The organism is Pseudodesulfovibrio senegalensis, from assembly GCF_008830225.1.
Taxonomy (GTDB): Bacteria; Desulfobacterota; Desulfovibrionia; order Desulfovibrionales; family Desulfovibrionaceae; genus Pseudodesulfovibrio; species Pseudodesulfovibrio senegalensis.
The window spans coordinates 253,025-276,539 of sequence record NZ_WAIE01000003.1 but is presented as its reverse complement, the minus strand read 5'-3'; the positions used below and the strand labels follow the sequence as shown (position 1 = coordinate 276,539).

Annotated in this window: 21 protein-coding genes; 13 read left to right on the top strand and 8 right to left on the bottom strand. The window is 63.1% G+C overall.

The window, feature by feature from the left end:
- Positions 1 to 82: 82 nt before the first annotated feature.
- On the bottom strand, positions 83 to 1,477 hold the full coding sequence (locus F8A88_RS09560) for a sigma-54-dependent transcriptional regulator (protein ID WP_151150913.1): 1,395 nt from the start codon (positions 1,475 to 1,477) through the stop codon (positions 83 to 85).
- 265 nt (positions 1,478 to 1,742) lie between these two features.
- On the opposite strand from F8A88_RS09560, the gene F8A88_RS09555 reads away from it, so the two are divergent.
- From F8A88_RS09555 to F8A88_RS09540, 4 genes are all read left to right on the top strand, one after another.
- Positions 1,743 to 2,132 carry a TadE/TadG family type IV pilus assembly protein gene (locus F8A88_RS09555; RefSeq protein ID WP_151150912.1) on the top strand — a complete coding sequence of 130 codons (390 nt, stop codon included), beginning with the start codon at positions 1,743 to 1,745 and terminating at the stop codon, positions 2,130 to 2,132.
- A complete protein-coding gene (locus F8A88_RS09550; protein ID WP_151150911.1) occupies positions 2,059 to 3,366 on the top strand; it encodes a vWA domain-containing protein in 1,308 nt (435 codons plus the stop codon). The genes F8A88_RS09555 and F8A88_RS09550 overlap by 74 nt, the downstream gene beginning before the upstream one ends.
- A 9-nt stretch (positions 3,367 to 3,375) precedes the next feature.
- Positions 3,376 to 3,879 carry a TadE/TadG family type IV pilus assembly protein gene (locus F8A88_RS09545; protein ID WP_151150910.1) on the top strand — a complete coding sequence of 168 codons (504 nt, stop codon included), beginning with the start codon at positions 3,376 to 3,378 and terminating at the stop codon, positions 3,877 to 3,879.
- 328 nt (positions 3,880 to 4,207) lie between these two features.
- A complete protein-coding gene (locus tag F8A88_RS09540; protein ID WP_151150909.1) occupies positions 4,208 to 4,858 on the top strand; it encodes a hypothetical protein in 651 nt (216 codons plus the stop codon).
- Between the two features lie 114 nt (positions 4,859 to 4,972).
- Here the strand turns inward: F8A88_RS09540 and pstA are convergent, their stop codons facing one another.
- The 3 genes from pstA to F8A88_RS09525 form a co-directional block, all read right to left on the bottom strand.
- On the bottom strand, positions 4,973 to 5,890 hold the full coding sequence (pstA, locus tag F8A88_RS09535) for a phosphate ABC transporter permease PstA (protein WP_241667416.1): 918 nt from the start codon (positions 5,888 to 5,890) through the stop codon (positions 4,973 to 4,975).
- A gap of 21 nt (positions 5,891 to 5,911) precedes the next feature.
- The gene (pstC, locus tag F8A88_RS09530; protein ID WP_151150907.1) at positions 5,912 to 6,835 is read right to left on the bottom strand and encodes a phosphate ABC transporter permease subunit PstC; all 924 of its coding nucleotides are present in this window, start codon (positions 6,833 to 6,835) and stop codon (positions 5,912 to 5,914) included.
- Between the two features lie 106 nt (positions 6,836 to 6,941).
- Positions 6,942 to 7,751, bottom strand: a complete 810-nt coding sequence (locus F8A88_RS09525) for a PstS family phosphate ABC transporter substrate-binding protein (RefSeq protein ID WP_151150906.1) — start codon at positions 7,749 to 7,751, stop codon at positions 6,942 to 6,944.
- 248 nt (positions 7,752 to 7,999) lie between these two features.
- Here F8A88_RS09525 and F8A88_RS09520 point away from each other — a divergent pair, with 248 nt between their 5' ends.
- Together F8A88_RS09520 and F8A88_RS09515 are read left to right on the top strand one after the other, a co-directional pair.
- On the top strand, positions 8,000 to 9,358 hold the full coding sequence (locus F8A88_RS09520; RefSeq protein WP_151150905.1) for a protoporphyrinogen/coproporphyrinogen oxidase: 1,359 nt from the start codon (positions 8,000 to 8,002) through the stop codon (positions 9,356 to 9,358).
- Positions 9,359 to 9,362: 4 nt separating this feature from the next.
- Positions 9,363 to 10,433 carry a M24 family metallopeptidase gene (locus F8A88_RS09515; RefSeq protein ID WP_151150904.1) on the top strand — a complete coding sequence of 357 codons (1,071 nt, stop codon included), beginning with the start codon at positions 9,363 to 9,365 and terminating at the stop codon, positions 10,431 to 10,433.
- 173 nt (positions 10,434 to 10,606) lie between these two features.
- Here the strand turns inward: F8A88_RS09515 and F8A88_RS09510 are convergent, their stop codons facing one another.
- From F8A88_RS09510 to F8A88_RS09500, 3 genes are all read right to left on the bottom strand, one after another.
- On the bottom strand, positions 10,607 to 12,031 hold the full coding sequence (locus F8A88_RS09510; protein WP_241667408.1) for a sensor histidine kinase: 1,425 nt from the start codon (positions 12,029 to 12,031) through the stop codon (positions 10,607 to 10,609).
- Positions 12,032 to 12,035: 4 nt separating this feature from the next.
- Positions 12,036 to 13,376 carry a glucose-6-phosphate isomerase gene (locus F8A88_RS09505; protein WP_151150903.1) on the bottom strand — a complete coding sequence of 447 codons (1,341 nt, stop codon included), beginning with the start codon at positions 13,374 to 13,376 and terminating at the stop codon, positions 12,036 to 12,038.
- A gap of 112 nt (positions 13,377 to 13,488) precedes the next feature.
- Positions 13,489 to 13,962 carry a tetratricopeptide repeat protein gene (locus tag F8A88_RS09500; protein WP_161598373.1) on the bottom strand — a complete coding sequence of 158 codons (474 nt, stop codon included), beginning with the start codon at positions 13,960 to 13,962 and terminating at the stop codon, positions 13,489 to 13,491.
- Positions 13,963 to 14,019: 57 nt separating this feature from the next.
- Here F8A88_RS09500 and F8A88_RS09495 point away from each other — a divergent pair, with 57 nt between their 5' ends.
- The 3 genes from F8A88_RS09495 to F8A88_RS09485 are packed head-to-tail and all read left to right on the top strand — an operon-like array spanning position 14,020 to position 17,973.
- The gene (locus tag F8A88_RS09495) at positions 14,020 to 15,927 is read left to right on the top strand and encodes an aldehyde ferredoxin oxidoreductase C-terminal domain-containing protein (RefSeq protein WP_241667407.1); all 1,908 of its coding nucleotides are present in this window, start codon (positions 14,020 to 14,022) and stop codon (positions 15,925 to 15,927) included.
- Entirely contained in the window at positions 15,924 to 17,090 is a 1,167-nt protein-coding gene (locus F8A88_RS09490; protein ID WP_151150901.1) for a class II aldolase/adducin family protein, read from the top strand. The genes F8A88_RS09495 and F8A88_RS09490 overlap by 4 nt, the downstream gene beginning before the upstream one ends.
- A complete protein-coding gene (locus F8A88_RS09485) occupies positions 17,083 to 17,973 on the top strand; it encodes a CPBP family intramembrane glutamic endopeptidase (protein WP_151150900.1) in 891 nt (296 codons plus the stop codon). The genes F8A88_RS09490 and F8A88_RS09485 overlap by 8 nt, the downstream gene beginning before the upstream one ends.
- Before the next feature lie 63 nt (positions 17,974 to 18,036).
- Here F8A88_RS09485 and F8A88_RS09480 read toward each other — a convergent pair whose 3' ends face one another.
- On the bottom strand, positions 18,037 to 19,104 hold the full coding sequence (locus F8A88_RS09480) for a hypothetical protein (protein WP_151150899.1): 1,068 nt from the start codon (positions 19,102 to 19,104) through the stop codon (positions 18,037 to 18,039).
- Between the two features lie 180 nt (positions 19,105 to 19,284).
- Here F8A88_RS09480 and dmpI point away from each other — a divergent pair, with 180 nt between their 5' ends.
- From dmpI to F8A88_RS09460, 4 genes are all read left to right on the top strand, one after another.
- Entirely contained in the window at positions 19,285 to 19,482 is a 198-nt protein-coding gene (gene dmpI / locus F8A88_RS09475) for a 4-oxalocrotonate tautomerase DmpI (RefSeq protein ID WP_241667406.1), read from the top strand.
- A complete protein-coding gene (locus F8A88_RS09470; protein WP_151150897.1) occupies positions 19,483 to 20,886 on the top strand; it encodes a protein kinase domain-containing protein in 1,404 nt (467 codons plus the stop codon).
- A gap of 92 nt (positions 20,887 to 20,978) precedes the next feature.
- Complete coding sequence (locus F8A88_RS09465) at positions 20,979 to 22,358, top strand: FAD-binding oxidoreductase (protein ID WP_151150896.1); 1,380 nt, start codon at positions 20,979 to 20,981, stop codon at positions 22,356 to 22,358.
- A gap of 6 nt (positions 22,359 to 22,364) precedes the next feature.
- Positions 22,365 to 23,513: a (Fe-S)-binding protein gene (locus F8A88_RS09460; protein WP_151150895.1), complete on the top strand. Its 1,149-nt coding sequence runs from the start codon at positions 22,365 to 22,367 to the stop codon at positions 23,511 to 23,513.
- Positions 23,514 to 23,515: the final 2 nt, after the last annotated feature.

Sequence of the window (23,515 nt, the reverse complement as noted above, 5' to 3'; positions counted from 1 at the left end):
CAGCCTCGCAGCAAACCCTGCGAGGCTGTTCACAATAATCGTCAATTATTTCAGGATATAAGGTCGGTCTATAAAAAATAGATCAGGTCTGAACAAACTCCATGGGGTCCAGACCATGCTTGCGGATCTTGTTCCAGAGGTTCTTGGGAGAGATGCCCAGCAGGGCCGCGGCCTCGGTCTGCACGCCGCCCGTGCGGGTCATGGCCTCGCTGATAAGGGTGCGCTCATAATCCTGCATGGCCTGCTTGAGCGTGGTATCCGGGTCCAGCGCCACGGGAACGCCCTGCACCCCGCCCTGCGGCACGGCACGGGAAAAGGCCAGGTCCACCTCGGCGGGCGTGATGTGGCTGCCCTTGCAGAATATGGCGGCGCGCTCCACGGCGTTGGCCAGCTGGCGCACGTTGCCGGGCCAGTCATAGGCCATCATGATGCCCATGGCCTCAGGCGAAATGCCGGCTATGTCCGTGCCCAGCCTGCGGTTGGCGCGCTGGATGAACCGCTCGGCCAGCTGAGGCAGGTCGTCCATGCGTTCGCGCAGGGCGGGCAGGGCGATGGTGGCGATGTTCAGGCGGTAGAAAAGGTCGGAGCGAAACTCGCCTTCGGCCACACGTTTTTCCAGTTCCCGGTTGGTGGCGGCTATGATGCGTACATCAAAGGATATGGGCGCCATGCCCCCCAGACGCTCCACCTGTTTCTGTTCCACGGCGCGCAGCAGTTTCGGCTGCAAATGCAAGGGCATGTCGCCGATTTCGTCCAGCAGAATGGTGCCGCCGCGCGCCTGCTCGAACCTACCCTTCTTCACGGCGTTGGCCCCGGTGAACGCGCCCTTTTCATGGCCGAACAATTCGCTTTCCAACAGGTTTTCGGGAATGGCCGCGCAGTTGAGCTTGACGAACGGCCCGGAAGCACGGGCACTCAGGGCATGAATGGTGTCGGAAACCAGTTCCTTGCCCGTGCCGGTCTCGCCCACCACCAGCACGTCCGCATCCAGTTCGGCCACGCGTTCGATGCGCTCCTTGACCAGTTGCATGGGGCGGCTCTGCCCGATGATGTTCCCCAGCGGGCTGTCCACGCGCAGATTGCGCTTGAGTGTCTCAAGCTCCTGTTCAAGCTTGCGTTTTTCCAAAGCGCGCCGAATGACGACGTCCATCTCGGAAATACTGAACGGCTTGGTGAAATAGTCGTAGGCGCCCCGCTTCATGGCCTCCACGCCCGAGCCCTTGGTGGCGTATCCGGTCATGACGATCACATCCATGGTCGGCGCGGCATCGGCCAGATGCGGCAGCGCCTCGATGCCGGACATGCCCGGCAACTTCACGTCGTGCAGGGCAAGATCGAAACGCCCGGCACGGGCCTTTTCCACGCCCTCTTCAGCCGTGGACGCGGTTTCCACCTCGTAGCCCAGTTCTGTCAGGGCATCCACCAAAAGCCCCTGAAACGGGGCATCATCATCAACAACAAGCACGCGTATGGGCATGTTCCATTCTCCGGTTTTGCAATGTCGGCTCCAGCATACCCCAATCGCCGCCATGAATCCACAAAAAATGGATAGCCATGCGTTTCCCTGTGCATATCGCTGGCCAGGGCCAGGACCACACAGACGACTGCATTCGTTCATATAGTTGAAAATAAAGGACTTTAATAAAACATACAGAACGGCAGATTCTTTGGCACGCCCATTGCTTTGCAATACCATCATGGAAATGAACAAACCCGCACAGGGTCTTGGCAAGGAGAATGGCATGAACACAAACGACTCCAAACGCAGCGGGATGGCCGCGACCGAACTGGCACTGATGCTGCCATTCATTTTTCTGCTGCTTTTCATGCTCGTGGAAGGGGCCAACGCCATGCATATGTATTCGTCCCTGCAGGAGGCCAGCCGCGAAGGCGCGCGACTGGTACTTATGGAAGGCGAATCCGCGGACGTGACCTCGCTGGTCCGGGCGCTGGTATCCGATGTTCCGCCGGAAAGCCTGACCACCACGGTCAACACGGTGGAATCCGAAGTCACGGTCATAGTCAGTTGTCAATACACGCCCTTCAACGGAGGCGAAGATGGATACGAATTTCTCACGGGCAGCAACGACCCGTTCGTTCTCAAGGCTCAGACAACCATGCCCCGGCAATAGCCGCAGCGGTGCGGTGAGCATCCTCATGGGCGTGGTCGTCAGCGCCCTGGTGCTTTCCGTGGGTCTGGCCGTGGACCTCGGCAACCTGTACATGGCCAAGACCAAACTGCAGGCGGCCGTGGACTCGGCAGCACTGGCAGGCAGCCTGGAACTGCCCTACGACCCGGACGTGAGCAACGGACGCGTGGTTGCGGCAGTCAACGCCATGCTTGAAAAGAACTATCCGGACGCGGAAGTGGAAAGCATCACCTCAGGCAGCGACATCCGCAGCGTGAACGTGCTGGCCAAGGCCAACGTATCCACCCTGCTCATGGGCGTGGCCGGCATCACGGACAAATGGATTTCCGCCAAGGCCTCGGCGGGCTTCAACAAGCTCGAGGTGGTTTTCGTGGTGGACAACTCCGGTTCCATGAAAGGCACGCCCATCAACATGGTGCGCGCCGCAGCCCTGAACCTTGTGGACCTGATCCTGCCCGATGGCGCCGATCCCGGCTCCAAGGTTGGCTTGGTGCCCTTCAAGGGAACCGTGCGCCTGCAGGACGACGTGCAGGACGGCCTGCCCGCAGGATGCCGCAACTGGGACGGCTCCGAATACACGGGCATGCACGAGGACTTCATGCCCATGTACTGGGCCCTGCCCGACTACTACCGCAACTGGGTCACGCTGGACACATGCTCCGGCATTCCCAAGTCCCATGGCCTGACCGGGGACAAGTACGCCATCACCCAGACCCTCAACCGCATGGATGCCCAGGGCGTCTGGTCCGGCACCATCATTCCCATGGGCATGAAATGGGGCCGCCTGATGTTGACCCCCGGCGCACCCTACCCGCAGGCCGGAGACCCGGAAGAATACAGAAAGATCCTGATCCTGCTCACGGACGGCGACAACGAGGACGGCGGCTGCGGCGGCCGGTATGCCCAGAGCTACGAGCCCAACAACTACTGGACCAACGCATACTACGGCATGGGCGTGGACTCGGCCCACTGCGAAGACGGCGGGCAGCTCAACAGCGACATGCTGGAACAGGCCCAACTGGCCAAGGATTCGGACATCGAGATCTTTACCATCCGCTTCGGCAACTCGGACACCACGGACGTGGCCCTCATGAAACAGATCGCATCCAGCAAGCCGGGCACGGACGACCACTATTTCGATGCGCCTTCGGTGTACGACATCGACGACGTTTTCAAGAAGATCGGCAGACACCTCGGCTGGCGTTTGCTCAACTAGGAGGCAACAATGAACCGTTCACGCCACAACGACCACGAACGCAGCGCCGGTTCCCGCGCCGGAGCCACGGCCGTGGAAGTGGGCCTGCTGCTGCCCATCGTGTTCATGCTGATCATGGGTGTCATCGAAAGCGGTGCCCTGTGCTACTCGTGGCTCACGGTGCAGCGCGCGGCCCAGGAAGGAGCCCGCTTTGCGGCCACCGGCCAGGGCTATGAGGAAGGCACCCGCAAGACGCGGATCGTGGAGGCCACGTCCGCCATGCTCGATCCGCTTGAAAACGGACAGAAAATCATCACCATGCGCAGCTGGCCCGACCATTCGGCCACCGGCGACGGCGTCGAGGGCAACCCCGGCGAACCGTGTCAGGTGGTGGAGGTCCGGGTCGTATACAAATACACGCCCTTCACCCCGCTTGTGTCCAACATGCTTCCCGAGGTTATCACGCTGCTCGGTTCGGGCCGAAAGGTGAACGAGCCGTGGTATCCCTGCGAACGTGCATCAGAAGGCGGATAGCCCATCCGCCGAATCCCCTCCAAGCCCGCCTCGGCCAAAGGCCGTGCGGGAAGCGGCTCTCTCACAAGCGGCAAGGCCGGGTTCCCCACCCGGCCTTTTTCATTGTGGAGCCGGGAAAGACGGCGCACAAGGGGCCTGCTGCGACGTGACGCCGGGACAGAGGCGCTGCACGTAGGCACAACGCGCAACAAAACAACCACGAAATATCCCCGACCATACCCTTCTATTATTGAACAACGGCACGATACGCTGTATCTGTCCGGATACCGTCATGGCCGTCCTCATGGGACCTTTTCGCTACAAACAATTCATTCAGTGTTGGGGAACAATGAAAAAGACACTCCTGTTTTCCGTGTTGCTGCTATGCCTGTGCGCCTGTACCAAATCCAAACCGTCCGCGACACTGCCCGTTGATTGCGGCTGCATCGCCCTGGGGACCGATATCCTGAAGGAACAGGGTTCCGACCAGACCCTCCACAACCCGAAACTCGCCGAAGAATACAACGCCCTTTTGAAGAAAGGCCTGGAAGATGCAGGCCTGCGCGTCTGTGGCGAGGGAGAAAACTCCGGCTACATGGTCCGGTCCAGCGAATTTCTGTGGGACTACAGCAGCGGCGGCATGACCCCCGGCGTGGGCACGGCCTTTCCGGTTATCGACGTGATCACCTCGGGCACCCTGTATGTCATCTCCAAGGCCACTTCGGACAGGGCCAAGGCCTATACGCTGCAAATCCCTTCCGACCGCGAGGTGCGCTACTTCGTGTGGCTTCTCAATCTGGACCAAAGCGGCACCAAGGCCATCGCCTCGACAACGCTGGTGGAGGACAAGCGGCCGCACTTCGTACCGGAAAACGATGAACAGCGCGCCGCTGTCAAAAAGATTGCCGCGCAGCATTATGCCGCCCAGGCCGCCCAGGTTGTCTCGGAGATGCTGCGAATCCGCAACCAGGGCGGACAGGCCGGCACTGCCGCGCCCTAGGGACTCAGGCGCCGCGGTCACGGCGCGATGCCGACACAACAAACAACGAAAGCCCCCTGCCCGCCGGAATGCGGACAGGGGGCTTTCCCGTATGCGTTCAAACCGTGACCCGGCCTACTTGGTCAGCCGCTTGCGCAGCTTGCTGCGCAGCACGATGGCAATGAGGTTCATGCCCAGCACCAGCGTGATGAGCACCAGCGAGGTGCCGTACTGCAGGGGCAGGGTCCGTTCCGGGTCCGTGGAGGACACGGACAGGGAATATATCTGGTACGGCAGGGCCATGACCTCGTCGAAAATGGAACCGGCCAGCCGGGGATTGTAACTGGCCGCGGCCGTGAACATGATGGCCGCGGTTTCCCCCGCCGCGCGGCTGATGGACAGGATGGAGCCGGTCAATACGCCGGGAAGGGCCGCCGGAAGCACCACCCTGACGATGGTCTGCCACTTGGTGGCCCCAAGCCCCAGCGATGCCTCGCGGTAGGTGTCGGGCACCGAGCGCAGCGCTTCTTCGGAGGTGCCGATGATCACCGGCAGGATGAGCACGGCAAGGGTGAGCGAACCCGCGGCAATGGAAACGCCCATGCCCAGTCCGCCCAGATCGCGGCTGGCCACGAAAAAGGCCATGCCGAACAGGCCGAAAACAACGGAAGGAACGCCCGCAAGGTTGTTGATGGCCAGCCGGACGATGCGCATGAACAGGCCGGGGCGCGCGTATTCGTGCAGATAGATGGCCGAGGCCACGCCCATGGGCAGGGCCAGCAGCATGGACCCCATGCTCAGGTAGAAGGTGCCCATGATGCAGGGCAGGATGCCGCCCGCAAGGCCGCCCTCGGTGGGCAGGCCCGTGAGAAAATCCCACGAAATGGCGGGAAGGCCGTAATAGACCATGTAGCCGACGATGATGAACAGGGCCAGCCCGTTGATGACCACGGCCATGCGAAACAGGAAAAACCAGAACTCCTGCGTCAGCTTGCGCCGGGTGTTCAGCCCGGTGTCGTCGGTGATCTGATCGGCAATGGAATCGTGTACCATTTGGCTCATTCCTCGCTCTCCTTACAGGGTGGCGGCGCCGACCTGCTTGTATTTGTGCGCAATGTGGTCGGCAAGGAGGTTGAAAAGAAAGGTGATGACGAACAGCACCATGGCGATGGCGAACAGGGCGAAATAGTGCCGTTCGAGTCCGAAGCTGGTTTCACCCATTTCCGCGGCAATGCTCGCGGGCATGGGACGCACCGGATCGAAAATGGATGTGGGTATGCGTGCCGCGCCGCCCGCCACCATGAGCACGACCATGGTCTCGCCGATGGAACGGGACATGCCCAGAATCACGGCCGTGGAAAGCCCGGAAAGGGACGCGGGCAGGATTACCCGGCGGATGGTCTCGAAATGCGTGGCCCCCAGCGCCAGCGATCCTTCCTTGAGTTCGTCCGGCACGGAATGCACGGCGTCCTCGGCAATGGAGGTGATGGTGGGCACGGCCATGAAGGCGAGCATGATGGACGCGTTGAGCATGTTCACGCCAAACCGGATGTCAAAGACCTCCAGCAGAATGGGCGCCACCACCGCAAGCCCGAAAAAGCCGATGACCACCGAAGGCAGCGAGGCCAGCAGTTCGACCATGGGCTTGACCACTTCACGCACCTTGTCGGGCGCGATCTCCGCCAGATACACGGCGGTCATCACGCCCAGCGGGATGGCGATGATCGAGGAGAGAAGGGTCACCCACACGGACCCCATGATCAGCGGCAGGATGCCCCACTGGGGGTTCTCGGAAATGGGTTTCCACTCGGCTCCGAAAATGAAATCGAAAAAGGAAACCCCACCATGCTGCTCGCCCATGGCATCGAACCCCGTGAACGTCGGCAGGGCCTCGCTCACCAAAAAATACACGATCAGCCCGAGGGCGATGATGGAAATGGAGGCCACCACGAAGAACGCGCCCCTGATCAGGTTTTCCTTTTTCCTGCGGTCAAACATGAGCTTTCCGGCTCCCCTTGCAGAAGGTTGCCCGCCGGGACTTGCGGATGTCCCGGCGGGATTCGTCATGAGGTCGAGACCTCATGCGCAACACAATGTTTCGCTGCTACTTGACGGGAACGAAACCGACTTCGGCAACGATGGCCTGGCCCTTGGCGCTCATGATGAAGTCGATGAATTCCTTGACTTCGCCCGTGGGCTGCCCCGCGGTGTAGAGGTTCAGGCCGCGGGAAAGCGGGTAGGACTTGTTCAGGGCGTTGGCAACGTTGGCTTCGATGCCGTTGACCTTCAGGCCCTTGATCTTGTCGTTCAAAAAGCCCAGACCCACGTAGCCGATGCCCTTCTTGTTGCCGGCGATCTTGGCGGCCATGGCGGCGTTGGAAGGCATGCGGGAGACCATGTCGAACTCATCTTCCTTCTTCATGACCTTCTTGTGCCACACTTCGTAGGTACCGGAGTTGGTTTCGCGGGAGAACAGTGCGATGACGCCGCTGTTGCCGCCCACGTCCTTCCAGTTGCGGATCTTGTCCTGGTAGATGCCCTTGATCTGGTCAAGAGTCAGGGCTTCCACGGTGTTGCTGGGGTGCACGATGGGCACGATGCAGTCCAGGGCGATCACGTACTGGACCGGGGTCACGCCGTTGGCCTTGCATTTCTTGGCTTCGGCGGACTTCATGTCGCGGGACATCATGCCGATGTCGGCGGTGCCGTTGATGATGGCCTTGGCGCCGTCGCCGGAACCGGTGGCGGAAATGGAGAAGTTGACGGCCGGATTCATCTTGCTGAAGGCGGCAACGAGTTTTTTCATGGCCGGGTCCACGGTGGTGGAACCCTTGACGCGGATGTCACCGGCAAAGGCGGTGGCGGCGATGCTCATGGCGATCAGAGCAACAAGAGCGATAAAAGACTTTTTCATGGTTTTCCTTCCTCCGAAAACGTGATTTGGAATTGTGTCTTGCCCGGCCACTTCGGCCTGCACGAGCAGTGCTATCAATGCCGTGTTACAAAACCGTTACGCCGATACGAAACTCCGGTGACACTGTTACGAAAGCCGTTTGACATTCACGCCCAAAACCGCGCACTATGCCCCGAGACATGCCGGAAACAACCGGGAATCACGAACGATTTCCCGGTTCGGGACGGAACTGCACACGTGGAGGAGAAATGAAGGTCAAATACCTGATCATCGGTGCCGGGCCCACGGGACTGGGCGCGGCCAACCGTCTCAGGGAACTGGGCGAGGATTCTTTTGCGGTGCTGGAACGCCTTGAACACACGGGCGGCCTTTCTGCCAGTTTCACGGATCCGGCCGGATTCACATGGGACATCGGCGGGCACGTGATCTTCTCCCACTACGAATATTTCGACGCATTGCTGGACGACCTGCTGGACGGCAAATACCTCGAACACCAGCGCGAATCATGGGTCCGGGCCTGCGGCACATGGGTGCCCTACCCGTTCCAGAACAATATTCGCCACCTGCCGCCGGAAACGCGCTGGAAATGCGTGCAGGGACTTTTCGAGAAAAACCGGCCGCAGGAACACCCGCAGAATTTCGGCCAGTGGATCGACCATGTTTTCGGTCCGGGCATTGCCGAGGTCTTTTTGCGTCCCTACAATTTCAAGGTCTGGGCCACGCCGCCGGACGAAATGCAGTATTCGTGGATCGGCGAGCGCGTCAGCGTCATCGAGCTGGAATCCGTGCTCAAGTCCATCGTGCTGGAACAGGACGACGTGGGCTGGGGCCCGAACAACACCTTCAGGTTTCCGCTCACGGGCGGCACCGGCCAGATATTCCGCAAATTGGCCGAACGCGTGCAGGACGCTATCCATACGCAGCAGTCCGTGGCCGAGGTGGACGCCGAAGCCAGAACCGTGCGCACCGAACAGGGCCTGCGCGTGGAATACGAATACCTTTTGAACACGGCCCCGCTGGACCTTTTGGCCGGGCAATGGCTTTGCCAGCGCAACGAGGCCATGACACGCGCGGCCGCCGGCCTCAGCCACAACGGCGTGTATGTTGCGGGCGTGGGGCTGGACAAACGGGATCATCCCGCCAATTCCCGCTGCTGGATGTATTTTCCCGAAGATGACGCGCCCTTCTACCGCACCACCAATTTTCACAACTACTCGCCCAACAACGTGGCCGACCCGGGCAACCAGCTCGCCTTCATGTGCGAGACCTCCTTTTCCGAACACAAGCCCGAGGACAAAAACACGCTCATGCAACGGACCGTGGACGGGCTGGTCAACACCACCCTGCTGGAACCGGACAGGAAGGACGACCTGCTCACACGATGGGAAACCAGCGTGGGTTACGGCTACCCCGTGCCCTGCCTGCAACGCGACGAGGCCCTGCGCGAAATCCAGCCGAGGCTGGAGCGGCTCGGCATATTCTCGCGCGGCCGGTTCGGCGGCTGGAAATACGAGGTGGGCAACATGGACCATTCGGTCATGCAGGGTGTGGAATGGGCGGAACGCATGATTCAGAACACAAACGAAAAAACCTACTCATGGGAATAAGAACATGGACACCATCATTTTCGAAAAACGGCGCCACAACCTGAAAAAAGCCCTTGCGGAACGCAAGCTCCCGGCCCTGCTGGTTTCCCACGCGGCCAACCGCTACTATCTGAGCGGCTTCGAGCTGCACGACGGCCAGTGCAACGAATCCAGCGGCTGGGTCGTGGTCACGGCGGACGGGCCGGACTACCTGTTCACAGACCCCCGGTTCACGGACGCGGCCAAACGGCTGTGGCCCGAACAGGACACGCTCATCTACACCAGCAAGAAGCATCAGGAAGTGGGCGAATTTCTCAAGGGCAAGGGTGTCACGGCCATGGGCTTCGACCCCACGGTGACCAGCCTGTACGACCACGAGGGGCTTGCTCCCTACGTGGAGCTGACCCCGGTGCGCGACGTGGTGGAAGGCCTGCGCATGTACAAGGATGAAGAGGAAATCAAACGCATGCAGGCATCTGTGGACCTGAACCACAAAATCATGCGCGACATCGAACAACATCTTGTTCCCGGCGCCACGGAAAAGGAAATCGCCTGGCGCATCGAAAAGATGTTCAAGGACAACGGTGCCGAGGAAATGGCCTTTTCCAGCATTGTGGGCGTGGGCCGCAACGCCGCGCTCTGCCACGCCATCCCCGGCGAGGACGTGATCCGCGACGGCGATCTGGTGCTCATCGACACGGGCTGCCGCCTGAACGACTACAATTCGGACCAGACCCGCACCTTCTGGGTGGGCGACAAGCCCTCCGACCGCTTCCGCGAGGTTCTGGAATGGGTGCAGGGCGCACAGCAGGCCGCCATCGACATGATGCGGCCCGGCGTTTCCCTGCACGACGGCTGGAAGGCCGCCTGGGACTATTTCGACAAACGGGGCGTGGCCCAATACTTCAACCACGGCCTCGGCCACGGCGTGGGGCTGGAAACCCACGAGCCGCCGCGCATGTCGCGGGTGGCCAAGGGCGTCATGGAGCCGGGCATGATCATCACCGTGGAGCCGGGCCTGTACTGGGACGACTGGGGCGGCATCCGCTGGGAGCACGAGGTGCTGATCACCGAGGACGGTTGCCGGGTTCTCTAGGTCAACCCAGAAAAACAATGAAAAAAACGGGCATGGTCACAATGACCATGCCCGTTTTTTTGCGTTTCAAAAAAATCCGCAGGCATTGTCAGCCCCCCGCCACCCGGCAGAACCCGCCAGGGCGGCAGGCCGAAATAGGCTGCACCACGTTTTTTCGTTTCATGCCCGCCCGCCTATCCGGCCGGGAAGATCATGTCCACGCGTGCGCCGCCGTCGGCATCGTTGCCCAGCCGGAATTCCGCGCCGTGGCTTTCCAGAATGGAGCCGACAATGGCCAGCCCCAGCCCGGTGCCGGTATCCTTGGTGGTAAAGAAGGGATCGCGCACCTTGTCCAGACTCGCTGCATCAAAACCGGGTCCGCTGTCCGTGACCGTCACGTGCACCGCACCATTGTCGCCCACGGCGCTGATGCTGATCTCGCCGCCGTCCATGGCCTGCATGGCGTTGGAAACGATATTGTAAAAGGCCCTGTACAACAGGTCCTTGTCGCCCTGTACCGTAAGGTCACCGTGGTACAGGCGATCGATGGTCACGCCCAGCTTTTCGCACTCGGACTCCAGGAACACGGCCACCTGATCCAACACCTTGCCCACATCCACGTCATGCAGGGCTGGCTGCCGGGGCCGCGCGTAGTCCAGAAACTCGCCCACGGTGCGCGAAAGGCGTTTGGCCTCCTCGTGCACGGCCTGAATGAGCCGGGTGTGCGGATGTTCCTCCTTGCGGGCCTTCTTGAGAATCAATTCCGAGCTGGAGCAGATGATGCCCAGCGGATTGCGGATCTCATGCGCCACACCGGCCACCATGCGGCCCATGCCCGCCAGCTTTTCCTGCTGGTGCAGCTCGCGTTCCAGCCGCTCCTTCTCCTCCACGCGCTCCATGTTGAGCCGCTCGGCACGGCGCATGAGCGTCATGATGACCACGAACAGCACCAGCGAGGTCAGCAGGGAAAGGGCCACGATGAGTCGTTCGAGATTGATGACCGCCATGTATTCGTCGGTGATGTCCTGCTCGAATTCCAGAATGCCCATGATGGGGTTGTCGTCGGCCACCGCAAGGTTCTGCTCGGCCCGCAGGGGGTAGAATGCCTCCAGCATGATGGAACCGGGCCGTGGGTGCCGCAGACTGAACAGGGCCGCCAGCTTGGAGATGTTCTCCTTGATGGAGGCGTTGAAGGTGGCGCTTTCATAGGTCTGGCGCACCCTGTCGACGTCCTCGCCCTTGGTGCCCAGTTCGTCGGACTTGAGGGAATAGGAAACCATGCCCTCGCGGGAATAAATGCGCAGGTCGTGCACCTTGAAGCTGTGGATGGTGGAACGCACCACCTGGTCCAGCCGCTTGAACTGTTCCTCGTTGCTCAGGCTGATGCCGCCGAAACGGATCATCACGGGCAGGGCGAACCGGGTATACACCTGATGGCTCAGGTTTTCGGCCAGCAGCAACCCGAACTGTTCCTGTTTTTTCAGAAGCGCGTTTTCCGCGGTTTTGGAAATGAAGATGGACAGCGCCAGACTGGAGCCGAGAATGAGCGCCATGACGCTCCATGACAACACCTTGACGAATTGCAGGGGCCTTTCGGCCTGATCGTTTTGCTGGTTCAACGGCCTAGAACTCCCGTTCGTCGCGCTGCGAGGTCAGAAAATCCGCAAGATCGGCGGTTTCCTCGGGCAGCCCGTCCGCGCCGAGGCGCGCCTTTGCCAGACGCTTGCCCAACTCGACGGCGGGCTGGTCCAGCGGGTTGATATCCATGAGCCAGCCCGCAAGGATGGTGGCCGCGCCCAACAGCGCGATCAGCTTTCCGGCCTGACGGGGGTCATCGTGCTCCATGCGCATTTCCACAAGAGGCACGCCGTTCTTCTGGAGCGCCATGCGCGTTCCCATCCCTTCGGCCTGAATCAGCTCGCCGAACTCCTTGCCGCGAACGTAGTCGAACGCGTCGGGCAGGTTTTCCGGGAACCTCGGCCCTGCGGGCAGGGTCGGGCAGGTCAGAAACAGGCAGGCCTTGTTGCGCGGCCCGTCCAGAAACATCTGGTTCACGGAATGCTGGTCCGTGGCACCGATGGCCGCAATGGGCTGGCTGCCCTTGCCTTCCTTGCCGAGGCTCTCGGCCCAGAGCTGGGCAAACCAGTCCCCGAACGAGGCCCACAGCGGGATATAGGAGAAAAATATCAGTTGGTCATAACCGGCCCGCATCAGGCCGTTGGCCCACACCGCCAGATCAAAACTCGGCAGCTTCGCCAAGGCTTCGCCATCCAGTCCCGGGTCTGCAAGCGGCGCGGCCATTTCCCGGGCACCATCCACCAGCGCCCGCACATCCATGCCCAAAAACAGGGCCGGAACCAGTCCCACGGCGGAAAGCACGGAATAGCGCCCGCCGAGATTGTCGGGAACCGGCAGGGTGCGGATGGCGTTTTCGTCCGCCTCCTTGCGCAGGAACCCGGCTTTTTCGTCGGTGACCAGCAGCATGTGCTCGGTCCAGTCGTCGCCGATGCGGCCGCGCATCCAGTCGCGGATGATGAAATACTGGCCCACGGTCTCGATGGTGCCGCCGGACTTGGAAACCGTGACCACCACGGTCTTTTCCGGGGGCAGCTTGGCCATGTAGGATTCCAGCGCATAGGAATCAACGTTGTCCGCTATCCAGAGCCACGGGCCGTCGTGGCAGGGCTGGTCCTGACGCGGGAAAAACGCCTTTTGCAGGGCGCGCGCGCCAAGGGCCGACCCGCCGATGCCCAGCAGCAGCATGTGCTCGAACCCGGCCAGATAGTCCTGCAGCCCGTCCAGCTGCTCCAGCAACCCGTCCATGTAGGGCATGCTCAGAAACGGCAGCCGCCCGGCCGCCACTTCCTCGCGCATGCGTGCGGCCATTTCGTTGCTGCGACCCTCAAAAGCCTCAAGTTCCAATCGTTCCAGATCCGATCCGCTCCAATCCAGAATATCGGGCATGTCGTCCTCCTGAAATCGTTGGGGTAGGCCCGGACGCGCCGGACCGCATGTCATCCCCTTGTAGCCCATTTTCCGGGCCGGGGCACATGATTTTGCCCGGCACGACAAAAAACTATGCGTCGAGCACGGCTTCCACTGCTTCGGCCACGGCGTCATGGTGCCCGGCATCGCCGGAAAGGATCAATCCTTTCTGAATGTTCAATTCCCGCAGGAGTTCCACATTCTTGAGGTCGAAAAAATCCTCCCACACGCGGGCAGCCTCTTCCAGCCGCGCGCAGCGGGCAAAGCACAGCCCCGCATACACGCAGGCCTGCGAGTCCTTGGGCCGGACCTTGAGCACCCGCTTGAATTCCAGCCGTGCGGCCGTGTACTTGCCCAGTGCGTACAGGCTCCTGCCCAACCGCACGCGCACGTCCATGTCCTGCTTTTCCCGTTTCAGGTATTCCCGGTAGGCGTCCACGGCCTGTTCGAACTCCTTGGCCGCAAAATGGGTGTTGGCCCGATCCAGCAACGGCACGGTATCGCCGGTGGCCGCCACAGGCTCGGCCACGGCTTCCTTGCCACGGACACGGCGCACCGCACCCATGAGAAAATTCCTCCGGGACGCGTTTATCCTTGTTTTTGCTGTCATATTGATATCTCCATGCCGAATCTTGCCCAAATCCGCATCCGCGTCAACCGGCTCTTGCACACAACCCTGCCTGCCGCTACCTTAGACGCCATGCACACGCATTGCCGCCACGGTTGGTCCGGGAAAATTCTCCACGTGGACCTTGCAACAGGCAACCGACACGAGCAGACGCCCGCGCCGGACTTCTACCGTGCCTGCCCCGGGGGGCGGTCTCTGACCATGCACCACATCCTGCCCCATTGCCACAGGCAGTGGGACGACCCGGCCATGCCCGTGGTCCTGAGCACCGGCCCGCTGACCGGCACGGGGGTGCCCATGGCCCATGTGGGACGCATGGCATCCCGGTCGCCCCTGACCGGCACCGTGGGCGACGACACCCTGACCGGCACATTCCCCGCGGCCCTCAAACACGCCGGGTACGACGCCGTGGTCATCACGGGCCGCGCCCCCGAACCCGTGGGCCTGACCATCCGCGACAACGCCGTCTCCCTTGTGGATGCGGCCTCCCTGCTCACGGCCACCACCAATGAACTCTTCGACCATCTGGAACGCGTTCACGGCCTGAACAAGCCCGACGGCATGGAAGGAGCCCTGTGCATCGGTCCATCGGCCACCAACGGATGCCTGCTGGCGGGCGTGGCCACGGCCCGGCACCACATGACCGGACGCGGCGGGCTGGGCCTGTGCCTTGCGGCCAAGAATCTCCGTTTCGTGGCCGCGGGCGGCGATCACGCCATCGCCATACACGACCCCGAAGCCCTTGAACGAGCCAATGCGGACATCATGCGCCTGTTGGCCGCATCCCCGGCGCTCATGGGGCCGTACGGCATCCGGCATTGGGGATCGGCTGCGTTTCTGGACCTGACCCACGCCCGGCGCATGATGCCCACGGACAATTTCCGCACTACATTCTTTTCCTACACACACAAGGTCAACGCCCCGGCCATGGCCGCACAGGGGGCGCTGCGGGACAGGGGCTGCCCCGGCTGCCCGGTGCAATGCGTCAAGACAACGGCAGGGCGCATCCTGCCGGGCGTGGATGCCCTGAGCCACTTCACGGCCCTGATCAACAACGCGGACCCGGACATGGCCCTGGACGCCGTGGCCCTGTGCGCAAAGCTGGGGCTGGACCCGGTATCCGCAGCCGCCACGCTGGCCTGCAACATGGAACTCAGCGGAGAGGCCGGATACGGGCGCGCCGAACTTTCCGAAACCCTGCGCCGCATGGCATCGGGCGGATCGCTGGGCAAGGGCGCGGCACTTTTTGCGGAGCAGTGCGGCATGCCGGAAACCGCCATGACAGTGAAAGGGCTGGAGTTGCCCGGATACGATGCGCGCGGAGCCGTGGGCACCGGACTGGCCTGCGCCCTGTCCACGCGGGGTGGCTGCCACTTACGCGCCTTTCCCGTCAGCCATGAGGTGCTGCGCAAACCCGTTGCCACGGACCGTTTTTCCCTTGCGGGCAAGGCACGCATCATCAAGCTGGCCGAGGACGCCATTGCCGGGGCCGACAGCCTCGGCATCTGCTCCACGGCCCTGCTGGCCGCCGGGCTGGAGGAATACGGACGGGCCCTGTCCGCGGTCACCGGGCCGGTGGCGGGTGAACCCATGAGCGTGGCGGACATAGTGCGCGCCGGGGAAATCACCTGCATGCAGGAACGGGTCATGAACGCGGAAAACGGATTCACCGAGCAGCATGACGACCTGCCCGGACGCTTCTTCTCCGCCCCGGGCACGCCGGGACCGGATCGGGAGACCCCGGCCCTGGACCGCGACGAATTCCTGAATGAACGAAGCGCGTATTACGCGGTGCGCGGGCTGGACGACCATGGCCGACCCCGACCGGAAAAGCTGCGCAAACTGGGGCTGGCCGATCTCGTCTTTGCGACAGCTGAACCGGAACAGGGCGACGAAACATGAAACGGCTGACCGAAAAATACGCGGCCAAACTCGCGCAGCACGGACTGTGCGAGGCGGGCGAAGCGCTGGTGGGGGGACGCAACGACCGCACCTTCTGGAGCAGCGACGACCCGCGCCGGGAGCTGCTGGAACCGATGTTCGAGCCGCTGGGCGTCAACTCCCTGTTGCTGGCGCGCCCAGCCGAGCCGTACCGCACCATCATTGATTTTCTGGCGGGGCACTCCACCGGAGCCGTCACGCCGCGCGACTGCGAAACCCGCACCTTCCTGCATGAAATCCCGGTCTGCTCGGCCCGCACAGACCTCGAAACCCTGCTGCGCGAGCGCAAGGCCGTGATCGTTCCGGGGCAGGGCGTCGTGGCCAAGGGCACGGTCAGCCCCGAGGAATGTTTCGTGTATTTCTCCTCGGTCTGCTTTGCCTGCTTCGTGCTCTTTTTCTCGGACCACCTGCACGCCTGCCGCCATGGCGGGCCAAACCCTGACCAACAGCAGGCCTTTGACCGGGCCGTGTCCCTGCTGCCCGAACCGCGCACGAACGTTCCCGCCCTGACCGCAGGCCCGTTCATGGACGAGGCCGCCCTGCTGGCCGCCATGGCCGAGGCGGGCAGGAACGTGGTGGGCCACGGGCTGGTGGATTCCTTTTTCGGCAACATCTCCTGCCTGCGCGACGGCATCGTGCACATCAGCCAGACCGGCAGTTCCCTTGACGAACTGGAAGGCTGTATTGATCCCTGTCCGCAGGACCGCAGCACCTGCGCCGGGCTGACCGCATCCAGCGAGCTTTCGGCCCACGAGGACGCATACCGCCGCACCCATGCCGCCTGCATCCTGCACGGCCACCCGAAATTCACCGTGATCATGTCCATGGACTGCCCGGCCCTCGACAACTGCCCGGACCGGCATCGCTGCCACACCCACTGCACCAAAACGCGCCTTGCCGCAGGCCTGCCCGTCGTTCCCGGGGAAGTGGGCACCGGGCCCACGGGCCTGTGCCATACCCTGCCGCCCGCACTGGAAAATACGCCCGGAGCCATCGTGCACGGCCACGGCCTGTTCGCCACCGGAACCATCGACTTCAACGCGCCGTTCGCCACCATGCTCCACGCGGAAAACCAGTGCCGCGAGGAATATTTCCGCAAAGTCCGCGAGGCGATTCATGGCTGACAACACACCCGACGAACGCTTTGACCGCGCGGGAGTGCTGCTCTTTCTCGCCGCCACCTTCGTGCTGAGCTGGGCAGCGCAGATCACGCTGGTGCGCATGGCCGATCCGTTCAACCATATTGTGGGCAACGCACCGGACACATTGTCCACGGCCGTACTGGTGGGCATCATGTGGATACCGGGCCTGTGCGCCCTGACCATTCACTGCCTCGTCCAACGCCGCCCCCTGCGCCGGTTGCTGCGCCCGGGCAACGAAACAAATCAGGGCAAACAATGGAAAGGCTTCGGGGCCGCCATGCTGATCATCCCGCTGGTCACGGCCACGGCCTATGGGCTGACATGGGCGCTGGGGCTGGGACAGCCGGATTGGAATTTCACGGGGCTTGCGGCACTGCAGGGCGCACCGGTTCATGTTTCGGACGTGTTTCTGGTCATGCTTCCGTCCAGCATCGTGCTGGGACCGCTGTTCAACATTCCGGCCGCGCTGGGCGAGGAACTGGGCTGGCGCGGATTCCTGCTGCCGAGGCTCATGCCGCTGGGCAAGGCGCGCGCCTATCTGCTGCTGGGCGCCATCTGGGGGCTGTGGCACGCGCCGCTCATCGTGGCGGGCCTCAATTATCCGGGGCATCCCGTGGCGGGCATCTTCATGATGATGATCGCCTGCACCGCATTCGGCACCTTTTTCAACGAGCTGACCCTGTCCTGCCGCTCGGTGCTGCTGGCCGCATGGATGCACGGCGCGCTCAACGCGCAGGGCTACGGCATCTGGCACTGGATGTTCCCGGACGTACACCCCCTGCTGGGCGGCGACACCGGCCTGACCGGAATGCTCATGTGGACCATCGCGGCCCTGCTGGCCGTGCGCATTGTCCGCGCCCGCTGACAACGCAAAAAAAGCGGAGAGGGTTTCCCCTCCCCGCCCGATTCAAGACATTTTCGTTCCGGCTCAGTGACTTCTGGTTATGCGGATGGAATACGGCTGCGTATAGCATTTTGGCGGCTGGCCGCTGCCGCACCAGTCCCGCGAACTGCCCACCACGCGCGCAGACACACGCCATGTTCCGGCCGGGAATGAGGAAAAATCCAATCCCGTCATGTTCACGTTCAGGGTCGCGCCCTGCGCGGTTCCGGTCACGTCGCACTTTCCCCATGCGCCGTTGGCGCAGGCCGGGGACGAGGACACCTGCGGATTGAACAGGGTCAGGCGCACGCGCGCACCGTCCGGAAGGTTCGCGCCGGTCAGGCGAACACTCAGGTTGGCCGGTCTGGTCAGTTGAAAGTCGTAATAATCGATATTGGGCTGCGGCGCGGGCGGCGGGCCGCCGGTGATGCCGCCGAATCTTCCGGCATGGGCCGCGTTCCACGAAAGGTGCGTGGGTTCGCCCGCGGTCCAGTGGTCGTTGGGCTCGTCCGGGTCGCCCAGCGGCGTGGCCACCGCCGAAATCATGTACCGTGCCGGGTCCCCGGTTTCGGAAACCACCTTGACGGCACAGTCCGCATTTTTCTTGAGGCCGATCCACACGGACTTGCCCTGCGCCAGCGGCGTGGACGGATAGTTGGGCAGGTCCGGGCCGTAGAGTTCAAGGCGCACGTCGCCGCTCCACACATAAACATGCAGCAGGGTTCCGTACCCGTCCGGTTCAAGGTCCGCGGGCAGGTGGATGAAGTCCGCGGCATCGTCCCCGCCCACCTCGGCGGCAAAAACGCCCTCGTCCAGACTCACGGCCGTTTCCCGGCTGTCGTTGGCGGGTTCGGCCGCGTCAATGGCGGTCCCGTTGGGCCGGGGCAGAACCTTTTCGTATTTTTCCGTATCCAGCTGCAGTTTCTTCTTGCCCGGCACGGTGGCGGGAACGCGGGCCTCGCCCGGGTCTATGCCCTTTGCCCCCTGATCCAGCAGCACGGCATTGGGAGCCGCCTGCGCAAGGCCGCCCCACGCAACAAACGAAAACAGGGCCGCAGCCATGAAAAGCGCCGCACCGCGACAACAACGCAACGCTCGAAAACAACTACTCATATTGGCCTCCCGAGGGTTTGCGGCCCCCAAGACAGGGCCGCACATGCTATTCCACTCACAACATGCCCATAAAGGAATTCGGTGACTGCCGCAAACCTGTGCCGAAATGTGCACGGCAGAACCTCGACAGAAAGCAGTGCGGTCGGTTATCCAAGAATGAAGCCAAACAAGGAGCCGACCATGCCCATCCTGCGCGTTGAAACCTGGAAAGGACTTTCCAGAGAGCAAAAAAAGGATTTCATACACAGCCTGACCCGCGAGGCCTGCCGCATACTCGACTGCCCGCCCGAGGCCGTGACCGTGCTCATCGACGAAAAGGACAAGGAAAACTGGGGCGCGTCCGGCGAGCTGTGCTCCGAACGCTTCCCGGACAAATAAATGTACATCGGACGCTATACCATTCTCGGCCTGCTGGGGCGCGGCGGCATGGGCGCGGTCTACAAGGCGGCCATGCCCGTTGCCGGGCGCATCGTGGCCCTCAAGGTCTGCCGGCCCGCGGAAATCATGGCCGACGTCATGGGCCTTGGGGCCGTGGAAGAAATGTTTCTGCAGGAAGCCGTGACCATGGCGGGCATCGAGCACCCCAACGTGGCCTCCATACTGGACGTGGACCCGGGCGAACCGCTGCCCCAAGGGCACGAGGACATGGAGCCGGAAGAACTGGCCGGGCGCACCCCGCCGCATTTTTCCATGGGCTACTACTGCAACAACCTCGGCGTGCTCATGGGCGAGAACTACGAGGTGGAGCGACCCTCCCGGCTGCTGGGCGCGGACCGCTCGCTGGACATCGCGGCCCAGATGCTGGCCGGGCTGGACCGGCTGCACTATGAAGGCATCGTGCACCGGGACGTGAAGCCCTTCAACGTCATGCTCGCGGACCGGGACAACGGGCGCGACCGGGTCAAGCTCATCGACTTCGGCCTGAGCCGTTTGCGCGGCGAACCCACAAAAGGGCACAAGTCCATGGTGGTGGGCTCGCCCTACTACACCGCGCCCGAGCAAGAGGCCGACCCGGACAAGGCGGACGCACGGGCCGACTGCTATTCCGTGGGCGTGACCCTGTTCCGCATGCTCACGGGCAGGCTGCCGGACCAGGGCGGCGCGGGCCGCACGGTCTCGGACCTGCACCCGGACCTCGACCAACGCTGGGACGCCTTTTTCCAGACCGCGCTGGCCCCGGACCCGGACAAACGCTTTGCCCATGCCCGGGCCATGCTGGACGGGCTTGGGGATTTGGCCGACCACTGGCGCGCGCACCGCGATTCGGTCTGCTCCTTTTTCGACGAGGAAACCGTGCCGCGCCGCAAACAGGACTGGAAGCCGCGCAGCGAGCCGCTCAAAACCGGCACGCGCACGGCGCAGCAAACCTTCGGGCTGGACGAACTCTGGCGGCCAAAACAGTACGGTTGCGGCGGTTTCGAGGACAAAAACAACGGCACGGTGCTCGACTCCTGCACAGGCCTGCTCTGGGAACAGGGCGGCTCCCGCTTCGCCCTGAGCCGCCACAAGGCCGAAGCCCACGTGCGCCGACTGAACAGAAACAGGCTCGGCGGACGCACGGACTGGCGCTTGCCCACGGTGGAAGAACTGTGCACCCTGTTCACCGGGGCCAGCGAGCCGGGCCGCTTCTGCATCGAATCCGTGTTCGACCCGCACAAGGCGCGGCTCTGGAGCGCGGACACCAAGTCCTACACCGCCGCGTGGTATGCGGACGCGGAACTGGGCTTCATCTGGTGGCAGGACACTACCTGCCGCTTCCATGCCCGGGCCGTGGCCGGATAGCCCGAAATCCCGGCACACCTGCTTTCCGTTGACAGGGAGCAGGCCGGGCCGTACCTTTTTGCCACCATTTTTGCCAACCAACGCAAGGCACCATGACCAAGAAACTCGCCACAGCGCAGCAACGCTTCCTGACCGACCTCTTTCCCGGGGACGACTGCCTGCTTTCGCCGGAAGCCATGGCGGCGTTTTCCACGGACGGCAGCCGCCTGCGGTCCATGCCGCTGGCCGTGGTGCGGCCCGGCAACAGGGAGCAGGTGGAAGAACTGCTGCGCTGGGCGCAATCCGAACGCATGCCCGTGTACACCCGGGCGCGCGGCACCGGCACCGTGGGCAATGCCGTGCCCGTGCAGCCGGGCGTGGTGGTCTCCATGCTGCGCATGAACCGGATTCTGGACGTGGACCCAAGCGATTTCGTGGCCGAGGTGGAGCCGGGCGCGGTCACCGCCGACCTGCAGGCCGCTGCCGCTGCCAAGGGCATGTTCTATCCGCCGGACCCGGCCAGCTCGGGATTTTCCACCCTGGGCGGCAACGTGGCCACCTGCGCGGGCGGACTGCGCGCCGTGAAATACGGCGTGACCCGCGACTATGTGCTGGGGCTTGAGGCCGTGCTGCCGGGCGGACGCGTGCTCAAAACCGGAGGCCGCACCCACAAGGACGTGGTCGGGCTGGACCTGACCCGGCTGTTCGCGGGCTCGGCAGGCAAGCTGGGTATCATGACCCGGCTGACCCTCAAGCTGCTGCCCCTGCCCGAAACCACGGCCTCGCTGCTGGCCGGATTCACCACCATGCGCGCAGCCATGGACGGGGCCGCCGCCATTTTCAACGCCGGCATCCTGCCCGCGGCGCTGGAATTCATGGACAGCGCCACCATCAACGCCCTGCGCGGGGCCGGTTCATCGCCGTTTTCCGAAAACACGCAGGCCGCCCTGCTCATCCAGACCGACGGCTCGAAACAGGCCGTGGACCTCGAACTGCAGCGGCTGGAATCCGCGCTCGGGAACGTGCGCCCGGAAAGCCTGCTCACAGGACGCGGACCGGATGAGAAAGCGCTCTGGGACGTGCGCCGCTCCATCAGCCCGGCCTCCTTCAACCTGCGGCCGGACAAGATGGGCGAGGACATTGCCGTGCCGCGCGGACAGGTGGCCAAGGCAGTGGAGGCCGTACACGAGATTTCCGTCCGCCTGAGCCTGCCCATCATGTGTTTCGGGCATCTGGGCGACGGCAACATCCACGTGAACATCATGCACAACGCCTCCTGGCCCGAGGAACGGGAAAACGCACACAAGGCCAAGGAAGAGGTCTTTGCACTGGCCCTTTCGCTGGGCGGCACCATCTCGGGCGAGCACGGCACGGGCCTGACCAAGGCCGCGTTCGTGGACGGACAGCTCGGCCCGTCCGAACAGGACGTCATGAACGGCATCAAGCGCGTTTTCGACCCGCACGGCATCATGAACCCGGGCAAGGGCTGGTAGGGAACCATGGCCGACAACAACTGCATCCTGTGCGGCAAATGCATGGAGGTCTGCCCGCTGCTGCGCGCCACAGGGCGCGAGGAACTCTCCCCGCGCGCCAAGGCCGACCTCGCGGCCCTGCTGCGCTCCGAACCCGGACTGCTGAACCAGAAAAGTGCGGCCCAACTGGCCGGGCTGTGCCTCGGCTGCGGCCGCTGCAAGGAGAAATGCCCGCAGGGCGTGGACGTGCCCGCCATGGTGGCCTCGCTGCGGGCCGCGCATCCGGGCTTTGCGGGCTGGCTCTGGAAAACATGGCTCAAACGGGCGCGGGAATTGTGGTCCGGAACAGGAATGGCCGCACGGCTCATGCCCGACACATTCCAGCCGGAAAAGCTGGCCCCCATGCTCAAGGCCCTGACCCTGCTCAAATCCGGGGACCGGCCCGGACGATTCGCACGGGTCGACGAATTTTCCCATACGCACCGGGGAAAAACCGCGTTGCTCTTTTCCGGGTGCACGGCCCGGTTCGTGCGGCCGGACTGGCAGAACACGGCACTGGCCCTGATGCACGGTCTGGGCATGGACGTGGCCAATCGCAGAAAGGACCGGTTCCGCTGCTGCGGCATCGGGCTTGCCGGCGCTGGATTCGCAAAGGATGCCGCCGAGATGCGTACGCACAACCTCGAGACATGGCGCAAAGCCGGGAAACCCATGATCGTGACCCTGTGCGCTTCCTGCCACGCAGGACTGGCCGATCACGCCCGCCATGCCCAAAACGAGGAAGAAGCCGCCCACTGGCTCGACTCGATTACCCCGCTGTCCGAACTTTTACGCGGCACGCGGTTTGTGGTATCCGAAGACGCGCCGCTGCGGATCGGTTACCATCGTCCCTGCCACGTTGACAAAAACGATTGCGATCATATGTTTCTTGCTGGCCTGCTTGAAGAGCGGCTGCACGTCCCGAACGGCCGGGACTGTTGCGGATTCGGCGGCATCATGCGCCTGCGCGCCCCGGACACCGCCGATCCGGTCAACGCCCTGTGCTGGCAGGGGCTGGGAAACCCCGATCTCGTGCTCACGGGCTGCTCGGCCTGCGCCGCCCAGCTGGGGGCAACAGCCCCGGCAGGAACGCTAACCGGACACTGGCTGGAAATCATCGCAGATATTCCTCAGTAAGG